General features: G+C 57.8%; 12 protein-coding genes and 1 pseudogene. 7 read left to right on the plus strand and 6 right to left on the minus strand.

Annotated features, from left to right (window positions below):
• The first annotated feature begins 53 nt into the window (after nt 1-53).
• Nucleotides 54-809 carry a TetR/AcrR family transcriptional regulator gene (locus tag AC1DN0_RS36765; protein ID WP_459568962.1) on the plus strand — a complete coding sequence of 252 codons (756 nt, stop codon included), beginning with the start codon at nt 54-56 and terminating at the stop codon, nt 807-809.
• Nucleotides 810-813: 4 nt separating this feature from the next.
• Here the strand turns inward: AC1DN0_RS36765 and AC1DN0_RS36770 are convergent, their stop codons facing one another.
• Both AC1DN0_RS36770 and AC1DN0_RS36775 read right to left on the minus strand, forming a co-directional pair.
• A complete protein-coding gene (locus tag AC1DN0_RS36770; protein WP_459568963.1) occupies nt 814-1,170 on the minus strand; it encodes a MaoC family dehydratase in 357 nt (118 codons plus the stop codon).
• 14 nt (nt 1,171-1,184) lie between these two features.
• Nucleotides 1,185-1,646, minus strand: a complete 462-nt coding sequence (locus AC1DN0_RS36775; RefSeq protein ID WP_459568964.1) for a hypothetical protein — start codon at nt 1,644-1,646, stop codon at nt 1,185-1,187.
• 150 nt (nt 1,647-1,796) lie between these two features.
• On the opposite strand from AC1DN0_RS36775, the gene AC1DN0_RS36780 reads away from it, so the two are divergent.
• From AC1DN0_RS36780 to AC1DN0_RS36805, 6 genes are read left to right on the plus strand one after another with little or no spacing between them, the layout of a single operon-like run.
• Nucleotides 1,797-2,828, plus strand: coding sequence for a cyclase family protein (locus tag AC1DN0_RS36780; protein ID WP_459568965.1), 1,032 nt, complete (start codon nt 1,797-1,799; stop codon nt 2,826-2,828).
• Between the two features lie 48 nt (nt 2,829-2,876).
• Nucleotides 2,877-4,187, plus strand: coding sequence for a flavin-containing monooxygenase (locus AC1DN0_RS36785; protein ID WP_477104408.1), 1,311 nt, complete (start codon nt 2,877-2,879; stop codon nt 4,185-4,187).
• A gap of 44 nt (nt 4,188-4,231) precedes the next feature.
• Complete coding sequence (locus tag AC1DN0_RS36790; protein WP_477104418.1) at nt 4,232-5,350, plus strand: Re/Si-specific NAD(P)(+) transhydrogenase subunit alpha; 1,119 nt, start codon at nt 4,232-4,234, stop codon at nt 5,348-5,350.
• Between the two features lie 15 nt (nt 5,351-5,365).
• Nucleotides 5,366-5,689 carry a proton-translocating transhydrogenase family protein gene (locus tag AC1DN0_RS36795; RefSeq protein WP_477146431.1) on the plus strand — a complete coding sequence of 108 codons (324 nt, stop codon included), beginning with the start codon at nt 5,366-5,368 and terminating at the stop codon, nt 5,687-5,689.
• Nucleotides 5,686-7,107, plus strand: coding sequence for an NAD(P)(+) transhydrogenase (Re/Si-specific) subunit beta (locus AC1DN0_RS36800; RefSeq protein ID WP_477104409.1), 1,422 nt, complete (start codon nt 5,686-5,688; stop codon nt 7,105-7,107). Before AC1DN0_RS36795 ends, AC1DN0_RS36800 begins: the two co-directional genes overlap by 4 nt.
• The gene (locus AC1DN0_RS36805; protein WP_459568969.1) at nt 7,104-7,733 is read left to right on the plus strand and encodes a TetR/AcrR family transcriptional regulator; all 630 of its coding nucleotides are present in this window, start codon (nt 7,104-7,106) and stop codon (nt 7,731-7,733) included. Before AC1DN0_RS36800 ends, AC1DN0_RS36805 begins: the two co-directional genes overlap by 4 nt.
• Nucleotides 7,734-7,818: 85 nt before the next feature.
• Here the strand turns inward: AC1DN0_RS36805 and AC1DN0_RS36810 are convergent, their stop codons facing one another.
• The 4 genes and pseudogenes from AC1DN0_RS36810 to AC1DN0_RS36825 form a co-directional block, all read right to left on the minus strand.
• Entirely contained in the window at nt 7,819-8,619 is an 801-nt protein-coding gene (locus AC1DN0_RS36810; protein ID WP_477104410.1) for a TIGR03084 family metal-binding protein, read from the minus strand.
• Between the two features lie 39 nt (nt 8,620-8,658).
• Nucleotides 8,659-9,891, minus strand: a complete 1,233-nt coding sequence (locus tag AC1DN0_RS36815) for a CaiB/BaiF CoA transferase family protein (protein ID WP_477104411.1) — start codon at nt 9,889-9,891, stop codon at nt 8,659-8,661.
• A 17-nt stretch (nt 9,892-9,908) separates the two neighbouring features.
• Nucleotides 9,909-10,937, minus strand: coding sequence for a Bug family tripartite tricarboxylate transporter substrate binding protein (locus AC1DN0_RS36820; RefSeq protein ID WP_477104412.1), 1,029 nt, complete (start codon nt 10,935-10,937; stop codon nt 9,909-9,911).
• 469 nt (nt 10,938-11,406) lie between these two features.
• Nucleotides 11,407-11,739, minus strand: a pseudogene (locus AC1DN0_RS36825) (IS4 family transposase); the annotation flags it as partial.

Raw genomic sequence — 11,739 nt, forward strand, 5'->3', positions numbered from 1 at the left:
GTATGAATAAGTCAAGGTAGTTAGCAGCGACTGATCAGAACTTAGGAAAAGACATGACCACTCAGAAGAAGAACTCGCCGGGATCTCGCGCCGGAGCATCTCAGGCGCGACCGGCTCGCAAGCAGACAGGGCGGCGCAAGCCGATACCTGGCGATAGCGAGGAAAGGGCGGTCGTTCCCACGAGTATTGACGCGGAGCCATCCCTCCAGGATGAGCTTCGCAATCTGAAGATCGAGCGCATCCTGCAGGCGGCTGCCAAGTTATTCATGGAGCATGGATTTGTTGGYACGACCATGGATGCGATTGCCGAACAACTGAAGATGACCAAGCCGTTCATCTATCAGTACTTTGACAACAAGCACGCGGTACTTGCCGCCATCTGCGATCGAGAACTGCGGGAGTCGTTATCGATGCTGAATGGCTCGACGATGAGCGGGGGTGCACCGGTCGAGCGCTTGAAAGATTTCATCCGCACGGCGATGCGTCGCAATATCGTCAACCGAGGCCTATGGACGCTTATGGCCGCTGAGGAGAAGCATCTTCCGAAGGAGATGCTGGTCGACATTCGCGGATTAGAGATGGAGTTCCATAAGCGATTGAGTGCCATCATTGAAGACGGCGCCGCACAGGGGGTGTTCCTTACAGATCAGCCGCAACTCGCTTCTCGTGCGGTCATGGGGATGACGCAATGGGTCCGACGCTGGTACCGAACCAACGTCGATCCAGCGCCGGAGGTAGTGGTGGAACAGTTCTGCGAATTTGCGCTCCGTATGCTGGGTACCCCAGCGGAGTACACTCATGCTGGGTGACGACCTATCTGGCTTGTCGAGCGACTCCGGCGATCACCGTTTGTCCGTGATCATTGCGCACCCACACCTCTAGTGAGTCTGCATCAATCATGCTGCCGCCGGCGGTAACGCGGTCTCCAAGGCGTACGGGCAGCTGAAATCTGATGTCCAAAATCCAACTCTCCGGGCGCGTGGAGGGAACCTGTGCCAGCGCCTGCCATAGCACGCCTAACGACAGAGTGCCGTGAGCGATCTGTCCTTTCATTTGCGATGCAGCTGCAAACGCTGCGTCCAAATGGATGGGATTGAAGTCGTCGGTTAGATGCGCGTACGCTAAAACGGCTTCAGGGGTGATGTGCAGCGAGAGGGGTTCTAGTTTCATCGTATAAGTCCTAGTTAGCGTGCCCACAGGGCCTTGTGGACGCCTTCGAAGAGCGTGCGATCGGCCGCACCGCGGCACTTCATTTCTAGGTCAACCCAGAGCCTTCCATTACGTGCCTCCTTCGCTCCGCAGTGCACGGATGTCAACACTCGCTCGCCCACGCGTGGCAGCGCATGAATCGTAAAGCGTTGGGCTGCGTGGATCCCGCCAGGGGGGCGAACTGGCATCGTCGCCATGAACGCACGGATGGAAATCACCGACAGAAAGCCTGCTGGTACGTCTCGTGTTGGAAGCGGCGCGCCATAGAGTTTGCACCATGCCTCAACCAGTTCAGGCGTCAGGGCCAATTCATGGGTGCCATAGCAGCGGCCTGGCCTCAAGGCGGTGAACTCCAGTGCACTTGCGGCCTCATCGTTCGCGTGGCCCCCCTGGGTGCCGTGCGGATGAGCGTCGGGAAAGAAAAACTCGATCGTCATGCTGCCTCCTATCTGATGTCATCATACTATCAAGTAGATAACACAACTGCAAAGAATAAATATCTTGCATTCAAGTAGATCGTTGGGCATACTCCTCAGTAGCTTGACCGACACAGAGGCGCCTGTCGTGTGCCACGGAGGAGAACGATCATGACCAAAAGCCGCTGGGAACGGCGCCCCGATGGATCCAACTGGGGAGACTTCGGCGTTGACGATCAGTTGGGGCGCCTGAACCTGCTGACGCCTGAGAGAACCCGGGCGGCAGTTGCCGAGGTGCGAGAGGGCAAGAGCTTTTGCCTAAGCCTTCCCCTCGATCTACCCGGGGGCAATATCCTGAACCCGAATCGCCACCCGCCGCAGTTAAGCCCTACCCGCAGGCATGGGCGACTCGGTCTGAATTTCCGCCTGGCCGATGTCGATCCTCTGAGGACGGATGTGCTGAGCGATGACGTCGCGATCCTGCACCTCCAATACTCTACCCAGTGGGATGGGCTTGCGCATGTCGGAGCTATGTTCGATGTACTCGACGACGGCGTGCCGCGCCCTGTCTATTACAACGGCTTCGCAGCGGGCGAGGACATTGTTCTGATCGATGGATGCGACGAGTCGCAGGTGGAGTCGCGCGCTTTAGCGCTCGGCATTGAGCATATGGCGGCTAAGGGCGTTCAAGGTCGCGGCGTGATGATTGATCTGCTCGCAAACTTCGGCGCGGGGAGACGACTCATTGGTCTGTCTGATCTCGAGTATGTGCTTGCCAAAGATGGTGTGACGGTCGAAGAGGGGGACATCGTATGCCTGCATACCGGTTTCGCGGACGCTGTTCTAGGCATGCAAGGTAGCCCCGACATTGCAGTACTAGAGCAGACCGGCTGTGTACTTGATGGGCGGGACTCGGGTCTATTGCAATGGATCACGGACTCCGGCGTTGCCGCCATTGTTGCCGACAACTACGCGGTCGAAGCCTATCCCGCGCGTGGCTTGGGTGATGTCTGTTGCTCGGCGCTACCGCTTCACGAGCATTGCCTATTCAAGCAGGGGATTCATCTTGGTGAGTTGTGGCACTTAGGTCCGCTTGCCAATCATCTGCGCCGGCAAGGGCATTCTCGATTTCTGCTGACAGCGCCACCGCTTCGACTGCCTGGCGCAATTGCTTCCCCGGTTACCCCTATCGCCACTGTTTGAGCGCGATGCAGTTTTGAACGATTACCCTATTCCAAGAAAGGTATTGCGATGAATGATATTTCGGCTCTTCCGGTTTGCATCATCGGGGCAGGATCTTCCGGTGTAACTACGGCAAAGGCGCTCCTCGAGCGCGGTGTGGCATTCGATTGCTATGAGATCGGATCCGACATCGGTGGGATGTGGCGCTATCAAAACGATAACGGGATGTCGTCCGCATACCGCAGCCTGCACATTGATACCAGCCGACGCAACCTTGGTTACTCCGACTATCCGATCCCAGACCACTATCCGGACTTTCTCTCTCACTTTGAAGTGATCAAGTATCTGTCGGACTATGCGGATCATTTTAAGGTTCGACCTCACGTGCGCTTCAACACAAAAGTCGAGAGCGTAAGTCAGGATGCCGACGGAGCGTGGAGAGTCACACTCCACGACCGCGAATCGAAGCGATATCGCGCGGTGATCGTCGCGAATGGTCATCTTTGGGATCCGCGGTGGGCGCGCTTCAATGGCGAGTTTCAGGGCGAGAGCTTGCATGCGCATGATTACAAAACGCCAGAGCCTTTTCTTGGAAAGAACGTGCTTGTGGTGGGCATCGGAAACTCGGCGGTGGACATCGCGGTCGATGTCTGCAAGCTTGCGAAGAACACTTATATCTCGACTCGTCGCAGTGCATGGATCATGCCGAAGTACATCATGGGGCTGCCGAGCGATCGATGGTCGTCCTTCCTAGGCTCAAAGCTGAAACTGCCTACGCGCATGGTCCGAACCACCATGAAGCATCTGATGTACCTCGCCGTGGGCGATCAATCCCGCTTCGGCGTTCCGCGGCCGAAGCATGCAATCTGGCGCGAGCACGCGACGCTTAGCCAGGAACTGTTGCCCTATGTGGGCCACGGTTGGATCAAAGTGAAGTCGAATGTGAAGGAACTGATCGGCGAAAAGGTGTGCTTTGAGGATGGTAGTGCCGCAGAGGTCGATACCATCATCTACGCAACCGGCTACAAGACAACCTTTCCCTTTATCGACCAACGCGTCTTTAAAGTGGACGACGGCAAGGCAGATCTTTATCGACGTATGGCGGTTCCTCACGCACCAGGGCTTTACTTTGCGGGACTGGTGCAACCGATCGGGCCGACGATCCCACTAGTCGAGATCCAAGGGCAGTGGCTTGCGCGTGTACTTGCAGGCCATGTCAAACTTCCTACCCGTGGTGTCATGTATCAGGAGATCATGCAGCACAAGCGCGCACTCGAAAAGCGTTACGTGGGGTCCGCGCGCTACACGCTCGAGGTTGATTTCAAAGAGTACGCTGCACAGATGCGCTCCGATATGAGCAGCGGACGGGCGAGGGTGTGATGGTCGCGGTCACTAAAACAAGCTCCTCTTATGTCGATGCACCATTGGTCATCGGTGTGCCGCGTGAAACGGCTTCCGGAGAACTCCGAGTGGCTGCGACTCCGGAAACCGTAAAAGCGCTGGTGGCACAAGGGTACGTCGTCCGTGTCCAAACAGGGGCGGGCACTGCGGCAAGTGCACTAGATTCGGCCTACGAGGCCGCTGGTGCAAGTGTCACGGATGCCACGAACGCTTTTGATGCGCAATTGGTGTTGAAAGTAAGAGCTCCGTCCGCCGGCGAGCTGTCAATCATGCGGCCGGGAGCGGCTCTGGTGGGAATGTTAAACCCTTTTGACAGTGAAGGCCTTGCTCGCATGGCTGCCGCTGGTTTGACCGCATTCGCGCTTGAAGCAGCGCCGCGCACTACGCGCGCACAACCCATGGATGTCCTTTCGTCGCAAGCGAATATCGCTGGTTACAAAGCCGTGATGCTCGCGGCGAGCAACTACCAGCGTCTGTTTCCTATGCTAATGACCGCAGCGGGAACGATCAAAGCCGCACGTGTTGTGATTCTTGGCGTCGGCGTCGCGGGACTGCAGGCAATAGCAACGGCAAAGCGGCTGGGAGCCGTGATCGAAGCCTCCGATGTACGGCCTTCAGTCAAGGAACAGGTGGAGTCGCTAGGCGCAAAGTTTATCGATATCCCCTACGAGAGTGCTGAGGAAAGGGAGGCTGCCGAAGGGGTCGGGGGCTACGCGCGCGCGATGCCACAATCGTGGCTCGATAGGCAAAAGATCGAAGTGGGCCGGCGCGTGGCAATGGCCGATATCGTCATCACGACAGCCTTGATCCCAGGCCGCGCCGCGCCGACACTGATCACCGAGGACATGGTCCAGTCGATGAAGCAAGGATCGGTCATCGTCGATCTTGGCGCGCCCGCGGGGGGGAACTGTCCCCTTACGGTGCCAGGCCAGACAATCGTCAGACATGGGGTCACGTTGATCGGCGAGACCAACCTCCCATCCTTGGTCGCGGCAGACAGTTCCGCGCTCTACGCGCGAAACGTACTGCAGTTCTTGAAACTAATACTGCCGACCGGTGTTTCCGCCGTACAAGTCCCGCACGATGATGACATCGTCGAGGCTTGCTTGATGACACATGGCGGCGAGATCAAGCGCCGCTGACCGGAGTTCCAAAACATGCATACCGTCTCACCTACTCTTATCAATCTCATTATTTTCGTGCTCGCCGTGTATGTGGGCTATCACGTCGTGTGGACCGTCACACCGGCGCTGCACACGCCCTTGATGGCCGTCACCAATGCGATCTCTGCGATCGTCATCGTCGGTGCGATGCTTGCGGCGGGTCTCACGGAAAGCGGCGCCGCGAGAGCGGCTGGCGTGCTGGCCGTCGCTTTGGCGGCAGTCAACGTGTTCGGAGGGTTCCTTGTAACACGCCGAATGCTCGAGATGTTCAAGAAGAAGGGCAAGGCTGCGGCCARCATCGAACGAGGTGCGGCATGAGCATGAACGTCGTCACGCTACTGTACCTCGTCGCGAGTGTCTGCTTCATCCAGGCACTGAAAGGCCTGAGTCATCCGTCTACGTCAATTCGTGGTAACAGCTTTGGTATGGTGGGCATGGCAATCGCCGTGCTGACCACAGCGGCATTGATCGTGACGCTGGCTGGCTCGCCCCTCGGCCTCTCGTGGGTCATGTTGGGCCTGATTGTCGGAGGAAGCGCAGGCGTCTATCTCGCGCGTCGGGTGGAGATGACCAAGATGCCAGAGCTTGTAGCTTTCATGCATAGCTTGATCGGCATGGCCGCAGTGCTGATAGCCTTTTCCGCAGTCACGGAGCCTGCGGCCTTCGGCCTGGTTGATGAGGGTAATGGGATCCCTCCCGGCAATCGCCTGGAACTGGCGTTGGGCAGTTTTATTGGGGCCGTAACTTTCGCCGGATCGATCATCGCATTTGGAAAGCTATCTGGCAGATATCGATTCCGGCTGTTCCAAGGGGCGCCAGTAATGTTCACTGGTCAGCACGCGCTTAACCTCACATTAGGTCTGGCATGCGCGTATCTTGCAGTCGAGTTTTGGAGTAGCCAGAGCGTGATGGCGTTCGCGGTCCTCACAATGATCGGCCTCCTGCTCGGCGTGCTGCTAATCATTCCGATCGGAGGCGCGGACATGCCCGTCGTGGTGTCGATGCTGAACAGCTACTCGGGATGGGCCGCTGCTGGAATTGGATTCAGCTTGAACAACAGTATGCTTATTATCTCGGGCAGCTTGGTTGGCAGTTCGGGAGCGATTCTGAGCTACATCATGTGTAAAGCGATGAACCGAGCATTCCTGAATGTCATTCTGGGAGGGTTCGGGAGCGACGCCAGCTCTGGCGAGCAATCGACAACGACGCAGCGCACCGTGAAAAGTGGTAGCGCCGACGATGCTGCATTCATCCTGGGAAACTCGGAAACGGTGATCATCGTGCCCGGATATGGGTTGGCCGTTGCTCGCGCTCAGCACGCGACGAAGGAGCTTGCGGCAAAGCTTACGGAAAAGGGAGTCTCCGTGCGCTATGCGATCCACCCCGTTGCCGGACGTATGCCCGGTCATATGAACGTGCTGCTGGCCGAGGCAGAGGTTCCGTACGATCAGGTCTTCGAGATGGAGGACATCAACAACGACTTCGGACTGGCGGACGTGGCCATCATCGTTGGTGCAAATGACGTCGTCAATCCGGCGGCCCTGCAAAAGGGAAGTCCAATTTTTGGCATGCCGATTCTTGACGCTTATAAGGCGAAGACGGTGATTGTCAATAAGCGCTCCATGGCAACTGGGTATGCAGGCCTGGATAACGAACTTTTTTACATGGACAAGACGATGATGGTCTTCGGCGATGCCAAGAAGTTCGTTGAGGACATGGTCAAGGCAGTCGAATGAAAGACGCATTCTCGACCTCCTCCGAGAGCCGGATGCATCTACTTCGGGCTGCCGCGGAGTGTTTTATGGAGCGCGGTTTCCATGCAACCAGCATTGATGATGTGGCGCGACGGATACGGGCGACCAAGGGCCTCGTGTACTACCACTTCCTCTCAAAGATGGACTTGTTCTTCGAGGTCTATCGGGTCGGAATGGCGGCGTTAACTGAGGCCGTGGCGGCTGCCCGCAAGACAGAACATGCCGGGTTGCCTGCAGTGACAGCCATGCTCGAGGCTCATGCATTGACAATGTTTGAGTATCACGCTTTCGAGCATGTCGTCGCGCAGGGCGTACAGTTACATCGATTCAGTGCGATGACATCGGTGCAGCGGATGACCTTTGATGAATTGGTTGCGAGTCGCGATCGTTTGGAGCAGATGTACAGAACGGAGGTTGCGGCTGCACAAGCAGATGGTTCGGTGTCAGGTGACACCGAACCATCGATTGCCGTGAAAACAATTCTCGGAGGGATTCAGTGGTCCGTGATCTGGTGGCGACCCGAGGCAGATCAGGGATTAGAGGCGCGGCTTGTCCTTGCTCGGCAAATGGTTCGGACGTTGATCCGAGGCCTTGAGGTGCGACGCTAGTCTGAGTGACCTGCGCCTGAGCGTGAGTTCGGCACGAGAGTCAGCCCCGGGTGCACAGAATGCAATCCGGGGCATCTTCCTATTCTCAGACTCCGCGTCGGCGTGAGCCGGGCGCCGGAGGATTCGAGGGCGCGCCGGCAAAGCATTGGGCGATTTGCATCCATTGACGGGCAATCTCACCTTCTACGCGCAGCGACGTGTCGGCCAGGTTGCGGACCTGAGTGACGACTTGGCTGAATTCCGACGCGTCACCCTCAATCATGTCTGTGGTGTTGTACGCGTTCCATTCCCAGATGGCGCCCGATGGCGCTGTAAGGCGAACTCGCGGCGGTGCATCGGGGGCCGGTAAGCCGCGATTGACATAGGCCCACTTGAACGTTTTTACGCCCAGCGTGGCAATCGGCTTCAGCCGATCTGTCGCCGCTCGTTGAAGATTCAAAGTGTCATAGATTTCTTGGCTGTGCGCCCAATTTTCCATCTGGCGCGCTGCCGCAAAGGATGGGACAGTCATCGGCGGACCAGCCCATGGAAGCTTTTCTTCTGGAGTCCGCATACTTAATCGACGGCTCATTTCGTGTGCCTGTTCGATCCAAACCTCATAAAGCCCTCTCCCGAAAAGTCCTGGGAAGCGATGTCGCGATTCCTCGATCGGGGTGGCACCGGCATTGCGGTGTCTCATCATGTCCTCGCGCAACGTGCGGAAGGCTTCCTCGGACGTCGTCGACGCGATTCCCATGTAGTCGCTGGCATACAGATGCAGAACAACGTCGTTGATTGTCCAACTCTTGAAGGCGGTGACACGTTCCCAATCCGTGGAAGCCAACGAGGATAGGAGACTGGAAAGCTCCTCGACTTCCTCATTCAAGCATTCGATCTCATAAAGCACAACTGCTCCTTGTGGGGTTAAATCTGGTGGGACGCTGGCTTAGCCATTCCGCTTCTCTATCGAATCAATCGGACTGCCGCGCACGGCGCCAGAAGCGATTAGCGCGTCGATTTCGTCTTGGCGGTACCCGGCTTCGCGCAGTACGGCGCAGGTGTGGGCGCCAATATGGCCGGATGGGGGCCTACCGGCTGGCTCTGGGCGCCCATCGACGAGAATGGTCGAGCGCAGCATTCGTACACGGCCTTCGTCGGGATGATCTTGAGGGGGCTCCACGAGGCCAACCGCGCGGAGGTGTGGATCATCGAGCAAAGAGTCCAGGGTGTGACATGGCATGCAGGGGATGTCGTACTCTCCCAGGATCTGCAGCCATTCGCTCGTTGTACGCTGTTTGAGCGAGTCAGTGCGGATGGAGAACCAATCATCAACGTGGCGGAAGCGAGCGGTGGCCGTGGCGAAGCGAGGATCATCGAGTAAATCTTCGCGTCCGAGAGCACGAAGCAGTGAGCGCGCCTGTGCGTCAGTGTTGGCAGTAAGGCTGATCCAGCCATCGGCTGTTGCCATGGGCTGATTGTGTGGGCTCAGGATGCGTCGATCACCAATCGGCCCAAGTGGGGGATCAAAGCTTGCCGGTCCTAGATGCTCCTGCAGGACCATTGCGGCAAGGGTCTCGAACATCGGTACTTCGATGGTAGCCCCTTCACCCGTACGACCCTGGTGACAAAGAGCGGCAAGAATGGCGCCCGCGGTGATCTCGCCAACCACATGGTCCGCCATCATCAGAGGGACGTAGGAGGGCTTTCCGTCGCGCGCCGCGAAGACCGCCGCAACGCCACTTGCACCTTGTACGACACTATCGTAGGCGGCGCGACCGCGGTAAGGTCCCGGACCGAAGCCCGTAATAACACAATGCACGAGGCGAGGGTGCAGCGCACGCGCGGAAGCTGCATCTAGCCCCAAGCGGGCTAGCGCGTCTGGCCTGAGATTGGAGACGAAAACGTCGCTCGTCTCGAGCAGACGCTCCATGATCGCAGCAGTGTCGGGATGTTTTAGATCAAGCGCGACGGCACGCTTATTCTGATTCAGGTGCAGGTAAGTTCCAGCATGACGGCCACTGGGGGAGGGACCGCCCAGTGTGCGTAAGAGATCGCCTTCAGGCGCTTCGATCTTTGTCACGTTGGCCCCGTACTCGGCGAGTCGTACGGTGCAGGCGGGGCCAACGATGACAGAAGTCAGGTCCAAGACGCGGATTCCATCCAGCAGTTTTGATGTCACGGTTCTCTCCCTGGAAGTCACTGAGGCTGGATTCCTGCGTCCCGCACCTTGATGCGCCAGACCTCGAGTTGTTGCTTCATATACGCCGCGAGCTCTGTCGGAGTGGCTGGTGCCGGCTCCGCGCCTGCGGCCGCCAGCTTTTCAGCGGTGCCTTTGCGACCGAGCAGTGAAGTGATCCGCGTGTTCAGGGCTTGCACGATGGGGGTTGGCATCCCGGCTGGTCCCATGATGCCCAGCCAACTAGGTAGGTCGAAATCAATCGACAATGACTCAGAAACCGTGGGAAGTGCGGGGGCCAAGGTACTGCGTTTGGAAGTGATTACAGCTAGTGGTCGAACTCGATTACTAGCAATGAGTGAGGAGGCGGAGCCGAGATCGCCAATCATGAATGCGATATGCCCACCAATGAGGTCAGTCATAGCTGCAGGCGTGCTCTTGTAGGGTACGGCGCCTGCTTCGAAATGCCCGAGGTTGGCGAGTGTCGACGCAGCTACTTGCCCAGTGGCATTTGCGTAGCCATACGAAATATTGGTGCGTTTTGCATACGTGACCAACTCCCGAACATTTTTCACGGGAAGCTCCGCACTGACGAGTACGATGAACGGCATGAAGCTCAGGCGTGCGACCGGGGTGAAGTCCTTAATGGGGTCGTATGGCAGCTTCTTAAAAATGAAGGGGTTGATCGAGCTCGCAGTGTTCGTTGTCAGGAGCAACGTGTAGCCATCCGGAGTCGCCTTCGCAACATACTCCGCAGCTAGGATCCCCGATGCGCCTGGCCTGTTGTCCACAATGAAGGGTTGGTTGAAGGCGGCCTGGAGATCTTCCGAGACTAACCGGGCGTGCTGATCGCTGGCACTACCCGGCCCGAACTGGACCACGATTCGAACTGGTTTGCGAGGCCACGGGTCGCTCGCAAAGGCGGGCTGTGGCCAGCGCGCTAGCGCAAGGGCCGCCGCCAACGTGCCGCCCCTCTGCAGCAATACCCTGCGCGACGGTCGCTCGAGGTCTGGGCCCGTGTCGCCGAGCAGGCTAGAAAGCACTTTCATTACTTGTCTCCGTTGATAGGTCGCCCTGGCCGCGAACCGGTATGTGCTGGTGGCGGCTGTTCAATCCTTGTTGCTCGATTTATACTAGCAAGGATATTGTACTACTTACAAGTATAAGTTCTACTCAAGGGAAGAAATCCCTGCATGAGAAGGCGCGGATGCCTCGCTATGTGCCGGGGCGCCTTCCTGAAACTGAGAGACCCCCATAGTGTGAATGAGTCGCAGGCGCGTTTGAAGTTAGATCTGCCTCACCTTTAACGTCGACCACGCCGCAGCTCGATTGCACGAGCGATTTCGATTAGTCGAGGTCCTACGTGTTCGCAGAGTCAACTGAGAAATCTGTTGCGGCCCAGGCGGCACTAAGAGCACTAAGTGCCATGATCGGTAGCCCACGGCCAAGGTTGAGCTGCACAGTGACGGTATTGACGTCCTTGACCGGGTTGCCGATGCAATCCACCCTAGTTAAGCCTCAACAGGCCTTATAGGCGGCATGTCGATGAGGCTTATGACGAGGCGGTCGAGGCTTGGCGCGATCCGGTCGCACGCGATGGATACGTGTTGCGATCAAGGTCAAGGTTTCATTCAGAGCAGCCTTGGCCCATCGCAGGCCGAGCAGCACCGCAGGCAGGACACGTTTGAGGGCAGTGATGGCGTAGGTCCGGTTGATCCGATGGTCCGAGTCAATGTCATGTTCCTGCGCGGCGGTGAGGCAGCACAGGGCGTGTAGGTTGTCGCAGAGGATTTTGGCACCGAAGTCCTGCCTGGCGGCCAACTGTGAGAGGCCGGACAGGTGTTCGAGTGC

Source organism: Cupriavidus sp. 05N39, from assembly GCF_056397325.1.

Excerpts from the sequence above, each read along its gene's own strand:
- AC1DN0_RS36805 (WP_459568969.1), top strand. The coding sequence starts at position 7,104 with ATGAAAGACGCATTCTCGACCTCCTCCGAGAGCCGGATGCATCTACTT.
- AC1DN0_RS36820 (WP_477104412.1), bottom strand. The coding sequence starts at position 10,937 with ATGAAAGTGCTTTCTAGCCTGCTCGGCGACACGGGCCCAGACCTCGAG.
- AC1DN0_RS36770 (WP_459568963.1), bottom strand. The coding sequence starts at position 1,170 with ATGAAACTAGAACCCCTCTCGCTGCACATCACCCCTGAAGCCGTTTTA.
- AC1DN0_RS36785 (WP_477104408.1), top strand. The coding sequence starts at position 2,877 with ATGAATGATATTTCGGCTCTTCCGGTTTGCATCATCGGGGCAGGATCT.
- AC1DN0_RS36800 (WP_477104409.1), top strand. The coding sequence starts at position 5,686 with ATGAGCATGAACGTCGTCACGCTACTGTACCTCGTCGCGAGTGTCTGC.
- AC1DN0_RS36775 (WP_459568964.1), bottom strand. The coding sequence starts at position 1,646 with ATGACGATCGAGTTTTTCTTTCCCGACGCTCATCCGCACGGCACCCAG.
- AC1DN0_RS36780 (WP_459568965.1), top strand. The coding sequence starts at position 1,797 with ATGACCAAAAGCCGCTGGGAACGGCGCCCCGATGGATCCAACTGGGGA.